The 17,457-nt window shown below is 75.0% G+C and carries 15 protein-coding genes; 1 reads left to right on the top strand and 14 read right to left on the bottom strand.

All coding sequences use genetic code 11. The features are described 5' to 3' along the window. Positions 1-73 precede the first annotated feature (73 nt). The 5 genes from rbfA to AC1Q5D_RS08615 form a co-directional block, all read right to left on the bottom strand. Complete coding sequence (gene rbfA, locus AC1Q5D_RS08635; protein WP_481738177.1) at positions 74-517, bottom strand: 30S ribosome-binding factor RbfA; 444 nt, start codon at positions 515-517, stop codon at positions 74-76. Positions 518-621: 104 nt separating this feature from the next. Further along, entirely contained in the window at positions 622-3,459 is a 2,838-nt protein-coding gene (gene infB, locus AC1Q5D_RS08630; protein WP_481738176.1) for a translation initiation factor IF-2, read from the bottom strand. A gap of 161 nt (positions 3,460-3,620) precedes the next feature. Then, positions 3,621-3,953: a YlxR family protein gene (locus AC1Q5D_RS08625; protein WP_481738175.1), complete on the bottom strand. Its 333-nt coding sequence runs from the start codon at positions 3,951-3,953 to the stop codon at positions 3,621-3,623. A gap of 51 nt (positions 3,954-4,004) precedes the next feature. Then, a complete protein-coding gene (gene nusA, locus AC1Q5D_RS08620) occupies positions 4,005-4,979 on the bottom strand; it encodes a transcription termination factor NusA (protein ID WP_481738174.1) in 975 nt (324 codons plus the stop codon). Between the two features lies 1 nt (position 4,980). Beyond that, positions 4,981-5,550: a ribosome maturation factor RimP gene (locus AC1Q5D_RS08615; protein WP_481738173.1), complete on the bottom strand. Its 570-nt coding sequence runs from the start codon at positions 5,548-5,550 to the stop codon at positions 4,981-4,983. Between the two features lie 110 nt (positions 5,551-5,660). On the opposite strand from AC1Q5D_RS08615, the gene AC1Q5D_RS08610 reads away from it, so the two are divergent. After that, positions 5,661-6,827: a hypothetical protein gene (locus AC1Q5D_RS08610; protein WP_481738172.1), complete on the top strand. Its 1,167-nt coding sequence runs from the start codon at positions 5,661-5,663 to the stop codon at positions 6,825-6,827. A 26-nt stretch (positions 6,828-6,853) separates the two neighbouring features. Here the strand turns inward: AC1Q5D_RS08610 and AC1Q5D_RS08605 are convergent, their stop codons facing one another. From AC1Q5D_RS08605 to dxr, 9 genes are all read right to left on the bottom strand, one after another. Continuing rightward, positions 6,854-7,663: a sulfite exporter TauE/SafE family protein gene (locus tag AC1Q5D_RS08605; RefSeq protein WP_481738171.1), complete on the bottom strand. Its 810-nt coding sequence runs from the start codon at positions 7,661-7,663 to the stop codon at positions 6,854-6,856. Positions 7,664-7,665: 2 nt separating this feature from the next. Then, positions 7,666-9,465, bottom strand: a complete 1,800-nt coding sequence (locus tag AC1Q5D_RS08600) for a proline--tRNA ligase (RefSeq protein WP_481738170.1) — start codon at positions 9,463-9,465, stop codon at positions 7,666-7,668. Between the two features lie 111 nt (positions 9,466-9,576). Next, positions 9,577-10,506, bottom strand: a complete 930-nt coding sequence (locus tag AC1Q5D_RS08595) for a hypothetical protein (RefSeq protein WP_481738169.1) — start codon at positions 10,504-10,506, stop codon at positions 9,577-9,579. Positions 10,507-10,564: 58 nt separating this feature from the next. Then, positions 10,565-11,473: a GNAT family N-acetyltransferase gene (locus AC1Q5D_RS08590; RefSeq protein WP_481738168.1), complete on the bottom strand. Its 909-nt coding sequence runs from the start codon at positions 11,471-11,473 to the stop codon at positions 10,565-10,567. A gap of 78 nt (positions 11,474-11,551) precedes the next feature. Then, positions 11,552-12,706, bottom strand: a complete 1,155-nt coding sequence (gene ispG / locus AC1Q5D_RS08585) for a flavodoxin-dependent (E)-4-hydroxy-3-methylbut-2-enyl-diphosphate synthase (RefSeq protein ID WP_481738167.1) — start codon at positions 12,704-12,706, stop codon at positions 11,552-11,554. A gap of 81 nt (positions 12,707-12,787) precedes the next feature. Continuing rightward, complete coding sequence (locus AC1Q5D_RS08580; RefSeq protein ID WP_481738166.1) at positions 12,788-13,087, bottom strand: YciI family protein; 300 nt, start codon at positions 13,085-13,087, stop codon at positions 12,788-12,790. Positions 13,088-13,148: 61 nt separating this feature from the next. After that, positions 13,149-14,795, bottom strand: a complete 1,647-nt coding sequence (locus AC1Q5D_RS08575; protein WP_481738165.1) for a hypothetical protein — start codon at positions 14,793-14,795, stop codon at positions 13,149-13,151. 38 nt (positions 14,796-14,833) lie between these two features. Then, positions 14,834-16,150, bottom strand: a complete 1,317-nt coding sequence (locus AC1Q5D_RS08570) for a M50 family metallopeptidase (protein WP_481738227.1) — start codon at positions 16,148-16,150, stop codon at positions 14,834-14,836. Positions 16,151-16,182: 32 nt separating this feature from the next. Continuing rightward, positions 16,183-17,412, bottom strand: a complete 1,230-nt coding sequence (gene dxr, locus AC1Q5D_RS08565) for a 1-deoxy-D-xylulose-5-phosphate reductoisomerase (RefSeq protein ID WP_481738164.1) — start codon at positions 17,410-17,412, stop codon at positions 16,183-16,185. Positions 17,413-17,457 lie beyond the last annotated feature (45 nt).

Here is a 17,457-nt window from a genome sequence, read left to right as displayed (position 1 = left end):
AGGGAAAACCCGCCGCGCGCGGGCGCCCGGAGTACCGGGCCGCCCCGCGCGCGGCGGGTTGTCTCGCTGCCGGCTAGGCCTCGTCGGCGTCCTCGTCCTCGTCGGGACGCCGGTACGGGTCGGCCTCGCCGGCGTGGCTGGCCTTGCTGGCGAGCTCGGCGACCTCGGCGTCGCGCGCCTTGGCCTCCCGGAGCAGCTCCTCGAGGTGGGACGCGTTGACCGGGATCTCGTCGGAGACGAACTCCAGGGACGGGGTGAGCCGGATGGTCAGGTTGCGGCCGACCTCGCGGCGCAGCATCCCGCGCGCCTTCTCCAGGGCGGCGGCGGCCTCGGCCTTGGCCGTGTCGTCGCCGTAGACCGTGTAGTAGACGGTGGCGTGCTGCAGGTCGTTGGTCACGCGGGCATCGGTGATGGTGATCGACTCGATGCGCGGGTCCTTGACGACCTTGCCGAGCGACTGGGCGACGACGACCTTGATGCGTTGCGCGAGCCTGGCCGCGCGTGCCGGATCGGCCACGGTGATCCCTCCTTGGGGTGCTGTTGGGGAAAAAGTACCAGTGCGGACGACGACGGCGGGACCCGCCCGGGAGGGGCGGGACCCGCCGTCGTCGGTTCGGGACGCTAGACGCGCGGCTTCTCGCGCATCTCGAACGTCTCGATGATGTCCTCTTCCTTGATGTCGTTGAACGACCCGAGGCCGATGCCGCACTCGAAGCCCTCGCGGACCTCGGTGGCGTCGTCCTTGAACCGGCGCAGCGACTCGATGGAGAGGTTGTCCGCCACGACGTTGCCGTCGCGGACCAGGCGCGCCTTGCTGTTGCGCCGGATGGTGCCGGACCGGATGATCGAGCCCGCGATGTTGCCCCACTTGGACGAGCGGAAGACCTCGCGGACCTCCGCCGTGCCGAGCTGGACCTCCTCGTACTCCGGCTTGAGCATGCCCTTGAGCGCGTTCTCGATGTCGTCGATCGCCGCGTAGATGACCGAGTAGAAGCGCATGTCCACGCCCTCGCGGTCGGCCAGGTCGGTGACGCGCTCGGCCGGGCGGACGTTGAAGCCGATGATGATGGCGTTGTCCACGGTGGCGAGGTTGACGTCGTTCTGCGTGATCGCACCCACGCCGCGGTGGATGACGCGCAGCTGCACGCCCTCGCCCACGTCGATCTTCAGCAGCGAGTCCTCGAGCGCCTCGACGGCACCGGAGACGTCGCCCTTGAGGATCAGGTTCAGGGTGTCGATCTTGCCCTCGGCCACGGCCTTGTCGAAGTCCTCGAGCGTGATCCGCTTGCGGCGCTTGGCCAGCATGGCGTTGCGCTCGGCGGCCTCGCGCTTCTCCGCGATCTGGCGCGCGGTCCGCTCGTCCGTGGTGGCCAGGAACGAGTCGCCGGCCCGCGGGACCGAGGACAGGCCCAGGACCTGCACCGGGCGGGACGGCAGGGCCACGTCCAGGGCCTCGCCGTTCTCGTTGAACATGGCGCGGACGCGGCCGTGCGCGGTGCCGGCGACGATGGTGTCGCCGACCGCCAGCGTGCCGGACTGGACCAGGACGGTCGCGACGGCGCCGCGGCCCTTGTCCAGGTTCGCCTCGATGGCCACGCCGCGGGCGTCCTTGTCCGGGTTGGCGCGCAGGTCCAGCGCGGCGTCCGCGGTGAGCAGGATCGCCTCGAGCAGGTCATCGATGCCGGTGTTCTGCAGCGCGGAGACGTGGATGAACATCGTCTCGCCGCCGTATTCCTCCGGCACCAGACCGTACTCGGTGAGCTGGCCCTTGACCTTGTCCGGGTTCGCGCCCTCCTTGTCGATCTTGTTCACGGCGACCACGATCGGGACGTCCGCGGCCTGGGCGTGGTTGAGCGCCTCGACCGTCTGCGGCATGACCCCGTCGTCCGCGGCGACCACGAGCACGGCGATGTCCGTGACCTTCGCGCCACGGGCACGCATGGCGGTGAACGCCTCGTGGCCCGGGGTGTCGATGAACGTGATGTCGCGGTCGTCGCCCTCGTGCGTGGTGGCGATCTGGTACGCGCCGATGTGCTGGGTGATGCCGCCGGCCTCGCCCTCGATCACGTTCGTCTTGCGGATCGCGTCGAGCAGGCGGGTCTTACCGTGGTCGACGTGGCCCATGACCGTGACCACCGGGGGACGCGCCTCGAGCATCTCGTCGGTCTCGGCCTCGTCCTCGGCATCGAGGTCGATGTCGAAGGACTCGAGCAGCTCGCGCTCCTCGTCCTCCGGCGAGACGATCTGCACCTTGTATCCGAGCTCCTCGCCGAGGACCTGGAAGGTGCCCTCGTCGAGGGACTGCGTCGCCGTGGCCATCTCGCCGAGGTGGAACAGCACGGTCACCAGCGAGGCCGGGTTCGCGTTGATCTTCTCCGCGAAGTCCGTCAGCGAGGCGCCGCGGCGCAGGCGCACCACGGTCTCCCCGTCGCCGCGCGGCACATTCACGCCGCCGATCGACGGAGCGCCCATCTGCTCCAGTTCCTGGCGCTTCGCGCGCTTCGACTTGCGCTGCTTGCCGCGGCTCGGGCCGCCCTTGCCGAAGGCGCCCTGCGTGCCGCCGCGGCCGCGGCCGCCCTTGCCGAAGCCGCCGCCGGCCGGACCGCCGGGTCCGCCGCCGGGGCGTCCGGGCCCGCGGCCTCCGCCGCCGGGACGGCCGCCGGTCTGCGGCGCCGGGCGCTCGATGCGGCTCGGCATCATGCCCGGCGAGGGGCGGCCGGCACCGGGACGGCCGGCACCGGCGCCGGGCGCGCCCGCACCCGGACGGGGGGCGCCGGGACGCGGCGCGCCACCCTGGCCCCCGGGGCGCGGGGCGCCCGGGCGGGGACCGCCGGGACGCGGGCCTCCGCCCTGGCCGCCCGGACGGGGCGCGCCGGAGCGCATGCCCTGCTGGGACGCGAACGGGTTGTTGCCCGGGCGCGGGGCCCCGGGGCGCGGCGGGCGCGGAGCGGACGGACGGGGTCCGCCCGGACGCTCTTCGCCGCGCATGCCCTGCTGGGTCGAGAACGGGTTGTTGCCCGGGCGCGGGCCGGACGGCTTGGCGCCGGGGCGCGGGGCCTCCGGGCGCGCCGGGGTCTCGGCCTTGGGGGCCGGCTTCGGGGCGGGACCGCCCGGCTTCGGCGCACCGGCGGCGGGTGCCGCGGGGGCCTGGGGCGCGTCGGCGGCGGGCTTGGGGGCCTCGGCCGCCGGCTTGGGCGCGGCGGTGCCCGGCTTCGGGGCGGCCGCACCGGGCTTCGGCGCGGCGGCGCCGGGACGGGGGGCGCCCTGGGGGGCCCGGGGGGCCTGCTTCTGGCCGCCGCCGGCGGCCGGGAAGGCGTCCCGGAGCTTCCGCACCACGGGGGCCTCGATGGTCGAAGAGGCGGAGCGGACGAACTCGCCCATCTCCTGCAGCTTCGTCACTGCTTCCTTCGACGTGATGCCGAGCTCCTTGGCGAGCTCGTGTACGCGGACCTTAGCCACATTTCTCCTGTCTAGGCCCGCGCCCCGGCATCACACGTGTCGGGTCCGGACCTGCTTTTGGTTGCTAGGCCGGCCTGCGCCGCCGGGCGTCAGGCCGATCGTGGCGCTTAACTGTGGGTACATAGCTAGGCGCTCATCGCTTGGCACTCATCGGGTTTCCATCAGGTTTCTGACCCGCTTTCAGGTTGGACGGTGTTCACGGGGCCCTCTCCGGCGGGAAGGAGCCCCTGTGCGGCCAGGGCGTCGCGAACGGAGGCGGCGTCGACCTGGGCCCGCAGGGCCCGGGGAAACGCCCGCCGCTTCACGGCGAGGGCCGCACACGCCGGCGTGGGGTGCAACCACGCACCCCGGCCGGACGCGCGGCGGGCCGGATCGGCGACGACGGCGGTTCCGCCGTCGCGCTCTGCCGCGACCCACCGCAGCAGCTGGTCCGGGCCGGCTGTGGCGCGGCAACCGATGCAGGTGCGTTGCGGCCGGTGCTTCTCGGCACTCATCTCGCAACCACTCCCACCACTTGCCGGCCCGGGCACGGACCGCAGACCAGTCTACCGCGTTTCGCGCGACTCCGGGACGATGTCGATGCGCCAGCCGGTCAGCTTGGCGGCCAGGCGGGCGTTCTGGCCCTCCTTGCCGATCGCGAGCGAGAGCTTGTCGTCGGGGACGACCGCCCGGGCCTGGCGCGCCTGCTCGTCGAGGATGGCCACGGAGAGGACCTTGGCCGGGGACAAGGCGTTGCCGATGAACGCGGCCGGGTCGTCGCTGTGGTCGACGATGTCGATCTTCTCGTCGTTGAGCTCGTTCATGACGGCGCGGACGCGCGAGCCCATCTCGCCGATGCACGCGCCCTTGGCGTTGATCCCGGCGGCCCGGGCACGGACGGCGATCTTGGTCCGGTGCCCGGCCTCCCGGGCCAGGGAGACGATGTCGACGCTGCCGTCGGCGATCTCCGGCACCTCCATCTCGAAGAGCTTGCGCACGAGGTTCGGATGCGAGCGGGACAGCGTGATGGACGGGCCCTTGGGGCCCTTGTGCACGCTGGTGACATAGGCGCGGATCCGGGTGCCGTGCGTGTAGGCCTCGCCGGGCACCTGCTCGGGCGGCGGCAGGACGGCCTCGATCTCGCCGAGGTCGACCTGGATCATGTGGGCGTGCGTGCCCTGCTGGATCATGCCCGAGACCAGCTCGCCCTCCTTGCCGCGGAACTGGCCGAGGATGCTTTCGTCCTCGACGTCGCGCAGGCGCTGGAGGATGACCTGGCGGGCCGTGCTGGCGGCGATGCGCCCGAATCCGGACGGCGTGTCGTCGAACTCGCCGAGGGCGGTCCCGTCGTCGTCCAGCTCGGTGGCCCAGATCGTCACGTGGCCGGTCTTGCGGTCCAGTTCGGCGCGGGCCCGCTGGATCGCCCCGGGGGTCCGGTGGTAGGCGATGAGCAGGGCCTGCTCGATGGTGGGGATCAGCCGGTCCAGCGGGATCTCCCGCTCCCGTTCCAGCAGGCGCAGCGCGCTCATGTCGATGTCCAACTCAGGCCTCCTCTGCTTCGCCGTCGATGTCCAGGGCGCGGGGCTCCCCCGCGTCGGGCCGGTTCGGGTCGACGTCGACCGTCCCCTTGCGGATGGCGTCGTACGCCACCGCGACCGGCTCTCCCTGCTTGGGCTTCATGCCCTTCTTCACGGGCAGGTCGGGGACGACGACGATGCCCTCCTCGCCGGCCTCGACCAGGCGGCCGGCGATGTTCTCCCCGGCGCGCACGTTGACCTTGACGAGCCGCCCGACGTTGCGCCGCCAGTGGCGGGGCTCCGTCAGCGGGCGGCCCACCCCGAAGGACGACACCTCGAGGTCGTACGGGTCGGCGCCGAAGGCCCGGTCCCGGTCCATCGCCTCGGAGACGGAGTGGGACACCTCTGCGATCGTGTCCAGGTCGACGCCCGCGGTGCCCTCCGCGAGGTCGACGACCACGTGCACGGTCCTGTGGCCGCCGTGCTGGTGGAGCTCGACCTCCTCGAGGTGGAGCCCGTGGGAGGCGACGGTCGGTGCCAGGTGTTCCCTGAGTCGTTGGGCCTCGCCCTGGTGGTCTTCCGGCTGGCCGGACATGCTTTCCTCCCACACGTGATGATGTTGTGCACCCTAGGGTAACGACTTTTCCCAGCCGGTCGGCGCGGGGCGCGGCGGGCCCGCCGGGCGCGCGTGGGATGATGTCCAGCGTGCCCGGCCGCTCCCCACTCCCCCGCAACCCCTGGCGCCGCGCGCTCTCCTGGCTCCGGCGCGCGGCGGTCCTCGTGGTGCTCGGCGCCGTCCTCGCGCTGCTGTTGAGCCCCCAGCCGCGTCCGGCGAGCCGCCCGGCCCAGTCCGCGGTGCCCACCGCGGCCCAGTCCGCGGCCGGGCTCCTCGACGCCGCCCGGGCCCTCGCCGGGACCGGGGCGGACGGCGCCGGCGTGGCGAACGACACCCGCGTGGCCCGGGCCGCGGCCGCCGCGGCCGGCCTGCTCGAACGCCACACGCAGCTCCTCGGCGGCGCGCCGGACGGGACCGCGGGCGCACGGGCCGGACGGCCCGGCGGGACGCCGCCGTCCGGCACGGCCTCCGCCGCGCCCACGCCGTCGTCGGGCACCGCGTCGCCGGGCGACGGTTCGGCGGCGCCCACGCCGTCGGCCTCGGGGCGGGCGGAGCGGCCCGAGGCCGGGCACCTGGCCGCGGCACTGGCGCGCTCGGCGGACCGCCACGCGGCGGAGGCCCTGGCCACGGGCGGCGAACGCGCCCGCACCCTGCTCGGAATCGCCCTGGAACAACACCTGGCCGCCCGGCGCCTCGCCGCGGCCGACGGCGCCGCACAACCGGCGCTGTCGTCGGTCGTCGGCCCCGGGTGGGCCTCCCTCGGCGGCGTCGCGGTCGCCTGCCCGGTCGACGGGGAGTCCACGGCCTCGGCGCCGGCCTCCGCCGGCCGATCGTCGGCGCCGGGCACCGGCGCGGACCCGGCCGCCGGGACCCGCGCGGCCGCGGCGCTGCACACCGCCGCCGACGCCGCCTACCGCGCCGCCTACGCGCACCGGGTGGCGGCCGACCGCGCCGCGACCGGGTCCACGGCGCTGCGGGCCGACGCGGCGGGGCTGGAACTGCTCGGCCGCCGCCTGTCCGGCCTGTTGGAGCCGGGCTGCGCCGCGGTGCGCCGCCCCGCGTACGCCCCGCCCGCCCGGGCCGGCGGCGACTGGGCCTCTGCCGCCCGCTCGTCGTCGGGGCAGCTGGCCGCCGCGCTCCGGGACGCGGCCGCGTGGGCGCCCGCCCCGGCCCGGAAGACGCTCGCCGCCGAGGCCCTCGCGGCCGCGGCCGCCTCGGAGGCCGACACGGGCCACATTCCCCCGCTGACCCGCTGACCCGCGGCCGGCCCGCCGCGCGGCCGCTAGGCCAGGACGTTCTCCTGGACCACGTCGTAGCCGAGCCGGACGATGAGGACGGCGACGACGGCCAGGAACACGACGCGGATGAACTTGCTGCCCCGGCTGACGGCCATCCGGGCGCCCAGGTAGCCGCCGAGCATGTTGGCCGCGCCGAGCAGCAGCCCCAGGCCCCAGAGCACGTGCCCGCTCGGCAGGAAGAACGCGAGCGCGCCGAGGTTGGTGGCCATGTTGACGATCTTCGCCTTGGCGCTGGAGGCCAGGAAGCTGTACCCGAGGAACACCACCATGGCGATGACCAGGAACGAGCCCGTGCCGGGGCCGATCAGCCCGTCGTAGAACCCGATGGCCGCACCGATGGCCCCCGCGGCGGCGTGGTGGCGCCGGCCCCGGTGCCGCAGGGCCGTCAGTTCGCCCACGGTGGGGCGCCGGGCGGTGAAGACGGCGACCGCGACCAGGGCCGCGACGATGATCGGCTTGAACACCGACGCCGGCAGCGCCGTGGCGACGATGGCCCCGCCGAAGGACCCGGCCAGGGCGATCCCCGCCATGGGCAGGGCGGTGCGCAGGTCGGGGTGCGCGCGGCGGTAGTAGGTGGCGGCGCTGGTGGCCGTGCCGAACACCGAGCCCAGCTTGTTGGTCGCCAGCGCCTGGACCGGCCCGATGCCGGGCACGAGCAGCAGGGCCGGCAGCTGGATGAGCCCCCCGCCGCCGACGACGGCGTCGACCCAGCCGGCGGCGAAGCCGGCCAGGAGCACGAGCAGGACGGTTCCGGGCCCGAGCCCCTCCAGCCCGGAACCGTCCAGCCCCTCCACGGCTAGCCGCGGACCAGGGCGGCGACGTGGTCCGCGGCCGCGTCGACCGCGACGTTGGAGGCCTCGCCGGTGGCGCGGTCCTTGACCTCGACGACGCCGTCGGCCAGTCCGCGGCCGACGACCAGGATCGTGGGCACGCCGAGCAGTTCGGCGTCGGAGAACTTGACGCCCGCGGAGACCTTCGGACGGTCGTCGTAGACCACCTCCAGGCCCTCGGCCTCCAGCTGGTCGACGAGGCGGGCGGCCGCGGCGAAGAGCTCCTCGCCCTTGCCCGTGGCCACGACGTGCACGTCGGCGGGGGCGACGGCCCGCGGCCACACCAGGCCCCGGCCGTCGTGGTTCGACTCGGCCAGCGCGGCGACGGCGCGGGTGACGCCGATCCCGTAGGAGCCCATGGTGACGGTGACGAGCTTGCCGTTCTGGTCCAGGACCTTCAGCTCGAGCGCCTCGGCGTACTTGCGGCCGAGCTGGAAGATGTGTCCCATCTCGATGCCGCGGGCGGTCTCCAGCGGCCCGGAGCCGTCCGGGGCGGGGTCGCCCGCACGGACCTCGGCGGCCTCGATGGTGCCGTCCCAGGTGAAGTCCCGCCCGGCGACGAGGCCGTAGACGTGCTTGCCGGGCTCGTTGGCGCCGGTGACCCACGCCGTGCCCACGGCGATCCGCGGGTCGACGAGGAACGGGATCCCGGTGGAGCCCTCCTCGCCCAGGACCCGGCGGTCCGGGCCGAGGCCGGGGCCGATGTAGCCCTTGACGAGCCCCGGGTGGCGCTTAAGGTCCTCGTCGGTCGCGGCCTCGACGGCGACCTCGCCGCCGATGCCCAGGTGGGCGCCGATCCCGGCCTCGATGCGCTTGGTGTCGACGGCGCGGTCCCCCGGGACCGCGACGACGACGACGCGCCGCTCGCCCGTGGGCAGCAGCGCGGCGAGCACGACGTTCTTCAGCGTGTCGGCGGCCGCCCAGGGCCGGTCGCCGCGGGGCGCGATCCGGTTCGACGCCTCGACGAGCGTGTCGATCGTCGGCGTGTCGGGCGTGTCGAGGACCTCGAACGTGGGCGCGTCCGCGTAGTCGGCCGGCCCGGGCGCGACCGTCGTGACGGCCTCGACGTTGGCCGCGTACCCGCCGGGGCTGCGCACGAACGTGTCCTCCCCGACCTCGGTCGGGTGCAGGAACTCCTCGGACTTGGACCCGCCCATGGCGCCGGCCTGCGCGAACACGGGCACGACCTCCAGGCCGAGCCGCTCGAAGATCCGCAGGTAGGCGGCCCGGTGGGCCTGGTAGGCGCGCTCGAGCCCCTCGTCGTCGATGTCGAAGGAATAGGAGTCCTTCATGATGAACTCGCGCCCGCGCAGCAGTCCGGCGCGCGGCCGGGCCTCGTCCCGGTACTTGTTCTGGATCTGGTACAGGTACGCGGGCAGGTCCTTGTAGGAGCCGTACAGGTCCTTGACCAGGAGCGTGAACATCTCCTCGTGCGTGGGGGCCAGCAGGTAGTCGGCCTCCTTGCGGTCCTTGAGCCGGAAGAGCCCCTCGCCGTACTCGGTCCACCGGTTCGTGGCCTCGTAGGGCTCGCGCGGAAGCAGCGCGGGGAAGTGGACCTCCTGGGCGCCGATGGCGTCCATCTCCTCGCGGACGATGCGCTCCACCTTGGCGAGCACGCGCAGGCCCAGCGGCAGCCACGTGTAGATCCCCGGCGCGGCCCGCCGGATGTAGCCGGCGCGGACCAGCAGCTTGTGGCTGGCCACCTCCGCGTCGACGGGGTCTTCGCGGAGCGTGCGCAGGAACAGGGTGGAGAGACGTAGGGCCACGCGTGATGTCCGTTTCCGCGGCGGGGCGCCGCACTCGGTGGAGGAGGGAGCGTCCGCCGCGGCGGACGCCTCCTAATGTAGCGGTCCCGCGACCGCCGCGGCGAAACGCCGCTACCCGGCGGAGGGGGTGTCCGAGGCGGGTTGCCTGTGGGCGGCCCCGGCGGCGGCGAGGGCCTCGGCGGCGGAGCGCAGGGCGTCGTCGACGGCGTCCCCGGGGCGGTCGCCGGCGGGGAGCGTGGCGGTGGCGAGCACGCGGCCGGACCGGACGGAGACGGACACGGAGGTGCTGTCCCGGCCCGACGCCGTGGCGGTGGCGGCCGTGCCCCAGACGGCGTCCGCCCGCTCCAGCGCGCCGGCGTCGGGGTCGACCGCCTCCACCGACGTGGCGACGGCCGCGCCCGGCACGCCCACGGTGAAGCGCCCGCAGGCGGGCAGGGCCCGCTTCACGCGGTCCCTCCGCGCGGCCAGATCCGCGGCGTCGGCGTAGGAGGCGAGTTCGACGGTGTGCTCGCCCGTCGCGCCGGCGACCGGGAAGCGCACCCGCACGACGTCGGCGTCCTCCAAGAGCTCGCGCGGGGTCTCGTCGACGAACACCGAGCAGATCGCCGGCTCCACGCTGGCGCCCGCGGGCAGGTCCCCCAGCGAGGGGCCGCGCTCCAGGTCCTCCTCGAGGGCGACGCGTCCCCCCGCGGAGGCGTCGGCCAGGGCGCGCGCCGCCGACTCCAGGACCGCCGGTTCGAGGGCGGGCAGGGCCGTGGCCGGCAACAGGTCGCCCAGCGGGGTCTGGTCGGCGCCGCCCGTCGCCGTGGCGCCGGTGGACGTTCCACCGCTGCCGGAGGGGTCGCCGGGCGTGCCGGACCGGCCTCCGGTGCCGGGGCCGGACGTGGGGGCGGTGGCGCTGGGGGCGGAGGACCCGGGCCGTGGGGACGGGGAGCCGGTGCCGGAGGGCGGACCCGGCGGCGTGCAGCCGGCCAGGAGCAGGGCGGCGGCCGCGGCGGCGCAGGCCGCCCGGCCCGCGGCAGCGTGGCCCGTGGTGCGCATGCGTCCTCCCCGCGTCGGCGTGCCGTGCCCGGCGTGTCCTAGGGACAGGCTACCGCCGTCAGAACAGGACCGTGGCGAAGGTCCCGGCCTCGCGGAACCCGACCCTCCGGTAGGTGGCCAGCGCGGGGCCGTTGTAGTCGTTGACGTAGAGGCTCGTCACCGGCGCGATCCCGAGCGCGTAGGCGGCCACGGCGGCCATGCGGGCGGCCGCGAGCCCGTGGCCGCGGTGCTCGGGCGCCATCCAGACGCCCTGGATTTGGCTCGCGTGCCGGGACACGGTGCCGAGCTCGGCCTTGAAGCGAATCCCGCCGCCGGGATCGCGGTCCACGAGCGAGTGCCCCTGGCGGATCAGCGAGCGCACGCGCACGCGGTAGTGCGAGCCGCCGCCGGCCAGCGGCGAGTAGCCGAGCTCTTCCTCGAACATCCGGGCGCACGCCGGCAGCAGGGCGTCGAAGTCGCCGCGTTCGGCGGGCCGCACCGCCGGGTCCGGCTCCAGCGCCGGGGGCCGGTCCAGGACCATGAGCGGCTGGTTGGGCCGGATGTCGAAGGCCCGCTGGGGCCCCTCCCGGAGCGCCTCCCACAGGCCGAGGACGGGCGCGGCCGGGCCGAACGCGGAGGAAAAGCGCCGGCCCAGGGGCAGGATGGCCTCCCCGAAGAGGCGGCCGGAGCGGGCGTCGCCGCCCACGGGGACGATGTTCGCCCCGACCCAGCAGGCGCTGGCCAGCTCCCCGCCCTCGAACAGCCCGAGGATGCGCGCGCCGGACGCCGACGGGGCGGCCGTGCCGGTCGCCTCGAGCTGGGCGTCCATGAAGACGTTGGCGACGGGGTCGCGGGAGACCAGGAGGCGCAGCGCCGCGGTGTCCGATCCGGTCAGGACGCGCACCCCGGCGGGGACAGGGCCGCGGGCATGGCGGCCCCCGTCCTCGCCGTCCGGGCGCGCGATCGTGCCGATCGGATTCCTGGCCACTCGCGCCCCCGTTTCCGCGGCGCGCCACGCGCCGCCTCGCACCAGTTTGTCAGGTGCGGGTCGGGTTCGAACAGCCCGCTAGCCGACCGTGACGCTCGGTTGCCCGCCGCCGGCCTCGAGGCCCATGCCCTCGGCGATGCGGTTCGCCTCCTCGATGAGCGTCTCCACGATCTGGTCCTCGGGCACGGTCTTAATGACCTCGCCCTTGACGAAGATCTGCCCCTTGCCGTTGCCGGAGGCGACCCCGAGGTCCGCCTCGCGGGCCTCGCCGGGGCCATTGACGACGCAGCCCATGACGGCGACGCGCAGCGGCACCTCGAGGCCCTCGAGGCCCGCCGTCACCCGGTCGGCGAGCGTGTACACGTCCACCTGGGCGCGGCCGCAGGAGGGGCACGAGACGATCTCGAGCTTGCGCTCGCGCAGGTTCAGCGACTGCAGGATCTGCAGCCCGACCTTGATCTCCTCGACCGGGGGCGCCGAGAGGGACACGCGGATGGTGTCGCCGATCCCCCGCGAGAGCAGCGCCCCGAACGCCGTCGCCGACTTGATCGTGCCCTGGAACGCCGGGCCCGCCTCGGTCACGCCGAGGTGCAGCGGCCAGTCGCCCCGCTCGGCCAGCAGCTCGTAGGCGCGGACCATGACGACGGGGTCGTTGTGCTTCACGGAGATCTTGAAGTCGTGGAAGTCGTGCTCCTCGAACAGCGAGGCCTCCCAGACGGCGGACTCCACCAGGGCCTCCGGGGTCGCCTTGCCGTACTTCTTGAGCAGCCGGGGGTCCAGCGAGCCGGCGTTGACGCCGATCCGGATCGACGTGCCGTGGTCCTTGGCGGCCTGGGCGATCTCCTTGACCTGGTCGTCGAACTTGCGGATGTTCCCGGGGTTCACGCGCACCGCGGCGCAGCCGGCCTCGATGGCGGCGAAGACGTACTTGGGCTGGAAGTGGATGTCCGCGATGACCGGGATCTGGGACTTCCTGGCGATGATGGGCAGCGCCTCCGCGTCGTCCGCGGACGGGCAGGCGACGCGCACGATGTCGCAGCCGGCGGCCGTGAGCTCCGCGATCTGCTGCAGGGTCGCGTTGATGTCCGTCGTCGGGGTCGTCGTCATCGACTGGACGCTGACGGGAGACTCGGAGCCGACCCCCACGGACCCGACCCGGATCTGGCGCGTCTTGCGGCGCGGCGCAAGGACGGGCGGCGGGGCGGACGGCATTCCGAGGTTGACCGAGGTCACAGGTTTCCTCCGTGGTGGTGGGGGGTGGTTGCACCCATTATCGCCCCGCGGGCGTCCGGGGGCCGACTCGCGTGGCGGGACTCACGCGTAGTGGGACAGCTCCCCCGTGACCGGCGACCACTCGGTGATCCGCAGTCCGGACACGAGGCCCCGGGCGTTGAACGGGTCCCGCGTCAGGACCTCGCCCAGCAGGCCCTCCGAGGGGGCGGCGAAGAGCAGGAGCGCGCCGCTGCCGTCCGTGTAGGGCCCGGAGGCGACCAGGGAGGCCCCGGAGTCGCCGTCGCCCAGCCCGGCCAGGAAGGAGCGGTGGCCGGCGCGGTGCTCGTCGCGCGCGGATTCGGTGCCGGGGGCGTAGACGTACTCGACGGCGTAGATGCTCATGGGGCCAGTGTATCCACGGCGCGGCGGTCCCCGGGCCGGTCCCCGGCCGCCGGGGGCGGGCCTACTGGTAGGAGACGAACCACGGCTTGGGCCGCACCGCGAAGGTCTCCCCCGGCGTGAACGTGGGCCGGTCCTCGTCGAGGAAGTTCTTCCAGGCCATCCGGGCCCCCTCCGGCAGGTCGCGCCGCACGTTCTCCCAGGTGGCCATCTTCTCCCCGGGCGTGCCGTGCCCGTCCGCGTGGACAAGCAGCGCGAGCTCCGGGTGCCCCGCGTCGAGGTCCTCCCGGCCGGCCACCATCCGCCGCTGGAACTGGTGCACGATCACGAGCTTCTGCGGCAGCGCGTGCCGCCTGACGAGCCCGGCCAGCCAGGCGTTGGTGCGGTTGAGCTCCTCGGCCCCGACGGAGCCGATCTGGGCCATGTGGCGCTGGCCGGGCTCCAGCCGCCACTCGGGGTCGTAGGCGATCCCGACGTGCGGCCGGGCCAGGAGGCGCTCGTAGTGCTTGGCCTGGGTGAGGAAGTCGGTGCGCCCCGGCTGCAGGTCGAGGACCACGTACACGCCGGCCTCGCCCGCGGCGTCGACCCACTCCTCGAGCACGTCGATCTCGGTGCGCCGCGAGTAGTTGCCGTCGGCGCCGGGCGCGGCCGACGCGACCGTCGCGATGATCTCGAACGCCGGCTGGACCGGTTCGCCGCTGTGGGCCTGGTAGTCCTCGGCCAGCCGGCGCACGCGCGCAACCGCGGCGTCCACGTCCTGCTCGCCGAGCGCGCCCAGCGCCGCCGTCTGCGGGTGGCCGTACAGCGCCACGAACCGCCGGTCGGGGAAGAGCACCTGCCCGCCGCCGGGCAGTTCCGGGCCCGTGGCGGCGGTACGGGCCAGCCCGGCGAAGGCGGCCGGGTCCCCGAACCCGTCCCCCAGCGCGACGAGCGGCGCGTCCGGATGGTCCGCCAGGAAGCCGCGGTCGGCGTCGTTGCGCGGGTCGGGGCCGGTGAGTTCGCGCAGTTCGGCCCCGGCGGCCAGGGCGGTGGCGGCGGCGGCCAGCTCCCCCGCCTCCGCCCCGTCCCGGTCCAGTTGGACCGCGACGGCGGGGCTGTCCGGTCCGGTGCCGGCGGCCGCGGGCGCCGGGGGCGCGTCGCCGGTCGAGGACGCGGCGCCTTCGCCGCTCCGCCGCTCCCGCTCCCCGAGGAGGGCGTCCCAGCCGCCGTCGGGTTCGCCGAACGTGGTCACGCTTCCGGCCCCGAGGCGGTCGAGTTCCGCGCGGAGGTCCCCCGGATCCCCGGCGGCGAGCAGCAGCGGGGCGCCCAGGGCGGCGGCGGTGTCGGCTGCCGCGGCGAGGCGTGCGGCCCCGGCGTCGCCGCCGTCGTCGCCCGGCGCGGGGGCGTTGCCGCCGCCGGCGCCGGTCGGACCGCCGCCGGGCGCGGGAGTGCCGCCGGCCGCGGGAGCGCCGCCGCCGTCGTCCCCGGCCGGGGCGAGGACGACGGCGGTGGGCGCCGACGCGAAGAACGTCCGGCTGGCCTCCAGCGCCAGCCGGGGACCGGTGGCATCGAGCACCGTCACGGCCTCCGGCGGCGTGGCGGCGGTGGCCGCCGGAGGCGCGTGCGTGGCACCTGAGGTGCCCGGCCGTGCGGGTGCGGGCGGCGTGCAGCCCGCCAGCGCCAGTGCCGCCGCGGCCAGTGCGGCCGCCCCCCGGGCGCGCGCGTGCGCCATGCGGTTCCCCCTTCCGCCGGCCCGCGCTGTCGGGCGCCCTACCCGAAGAGACGGACCGGTTTGACGATGTCGGCGTAGATCAACAGGACCCCCATGCCCAACAGTAGCGCCGCGACGACGTAGGTCAGCGGCAGGAGCTTGGCGATGTCGACGGGCCCGGGATCGCGGCGGCGGAACAGCTTGGCGACGCCGCGCCGCAGGGCCTCCCAGAGCGCCCCGGCGATGTGCCCGCCGTCCAGCGGCAGCAGCGGAATGAGGTTGAAGACGAACAGGGCGACGTTCAGGCTCGCCACGAGTCCGATCAGCGTGGCGACGCGGCTCTGGACGGGGATGTCCTCCATGGCGCTGACCTCCCCGGCCAGCCGGCCCACGCCGACCACGGACATCGGCCCGTTGGGGTCGCGCGGCGCGTCGCTGAACGCGGCCTCCGCGACCGCGGCGAGCCGCGCCGGCAGGTCCAGCACCACGTTCGCCACGGCCCGGACGTTCTGGCCGACGAACTCCGGGACCTCGGTCAGCGGCAGGGTCATGAACCGGGCCTCGGAGCCCATCCCGACGAAACCGACCTGGACGGTGCGCACGGTGCCGTCCGCGGCCGTGTCGGGGCGGCCCATCAGGTCCAGCGCGGGCCGCTCGGTGAGCAGCGGGACCATGGTGGTCGTGCGCTGCTCGCCGTCGCGCTCGTAGCCGACGCTGACTTCGCGCCCGGCCGCGTCGCGCACCATGGCCGTGAGTTCGGACCACTCCCACTCCGCCACGGACTGCCCGTCGAAGCTGGTGATGGTGTCCCCGGGACGCAGCCCCGCGGCGTAGGCCGGCGCCTCCGGGTCCCCGGGCCGGCAGGCCTGCTCACCGGCGTCGGCGCGCTCGCGCTGCTCCTCGCCGGTCACCACGCACTGGTACACCTCCGCGACGTGCGTGGTGGACTGCCAGGAGCCGAACCCGCTGAGCAGCACGGCCATCAGCACGGCGGCGATCACCAGGTTCATGACCGGGCCGCCGAGCATGATCACGATGCGCTTCCAGACCGGCAGGCGGTAGAAGAGCCGGTCCTCGTCGCCCGGCTGCAGCTGCTCGGCCGCGGCCTTGCGCGCGTCGTCGGCCAGCTGCTGGAACATGCCGGTGCTGGCGCGGCGCACGCCGCCGTCCTTCGCGGGCGGGTACATCCCGATCATCGACACGTACCCGCCCAGCGGGATGGCCTTCAGCCCGTACTCGGTCTCGCCGCGGCGGCGGGAGAACACGGTGGGGCCGAAACCGATCATGTACTGGGGCACGCGGACGCGGAAGAGCTTGGCGGGCACCAGGTGGCCCACCTCGTGCAGGGCGATGGACACGCCGATGCCGACGGCCATGATCAGCACGCCGAGGACGAAGAGCAGAACGGTCACAGTGTCCCCCAACGATCGGCGGCGGCCTTGCGTGCCCACTTTTCCGCGGCGAGCACGGCCTCGACGTCCAGGGCCTGTCCGGCGACGGCCGCCGGGTCGTAGGCCTCGACGGCCGCCCGCACCGTGTCGACGATGTCCATGAACCCGATGGCACCGGCGTGGAAGGCCTCGACGGCCTCCTCGTTGGCCGCGTTGAAGACGGCCATGTGGGTGGGTGACGCGGCGGCGGCCTCCTTGGCCAGGCGGACGGCCGGGAACGCGTCCTCGTCGAGCGGCTCGAACGTCCACGCGGCGGCCCCGGACCAGTCGCACGGGGCGGCGGCGCCGGGGACCCGGCGGGGCCAGGCCATGCCGAGCGCGATGGGCAGGCGCATGTCCGGGGGCGAGGCCTGGGCGAGGGTGGAGCCGTCGACGAACTCGACCATGGAGTGCACCACGGACTGCGGGTGGACGACGGCCTCGATCCGCTCGAGCGGGACGTCGAAGAGCAGGTGCGCCTCGATGACCTCGAGGGCCTTGTTGACCATGGTCGCGGAGTTGGTGGTCACCACCCGGCCCATGTCCCAGGTCGGGTGGGCGAGGGCCTGGGCCGGGGTGACGGCGGCGAGTTCGGCCCGGGTGCGCCCCCGGAACGGCCCGCCGGACGCGGTGACGAGCAGCCGGGCGACCTCGTCCGGCTCGCCGCCGCGCAGGGCCTGGGCGAGCGCGGAGTGCTCGGAGTCGACGGGCACGAGCTGGCCGGGCGCCGCGGCGTCCTTGACGAGGGCGCCGCCGGCGACCAGGGACTCCTTGTTGGCCAGCGCCAGCAGGTGGCCCGCGCGCAGGGCGGCCAGCGTCGGCGCGAGGCCGATCGAGCCGGTGATCCCGTTCAGGACGACGTCCGCGCCGGGCCACGCGGCGATGGCTGCGGCGGCGTCGGGGCCGGCGAAGACCTCGGGGCGGTAGTCGGGCGCGCCGGCGGCCTCCGCCCGCTCGGCAATCGCGGACGCCAGGGCGTCCGCCGTGCCGGTGGCGGCGCCGACGGCGGCGGCCCGCGTCGCGACGGCCTGCTCGGCGAGCAGGCCGACGTTCGATCCGCCCGCCAGGGCCGCGATCTGGAACCGCCCGGGGGCCTGGGCGGCGACGTCGAGCCCCTGGGTCCCGATGGACCCGGTCGAGCCGAGCACGGCCACGCGGCGGGGGCGGTCGGTGGGCGGCGGGGCGAAGGGGCGCTGCTCGTCGGTCACGCCCCCATTCTCCCAGACGCGGCGGGCCCCGGCCGCGTCGCCGCC

Source organism: Arthrobacter paludis (genome assembly GCF_056782315.1).
This window is presented reverse-complemented; position numbering and strand designations above follow the sequence as displayed.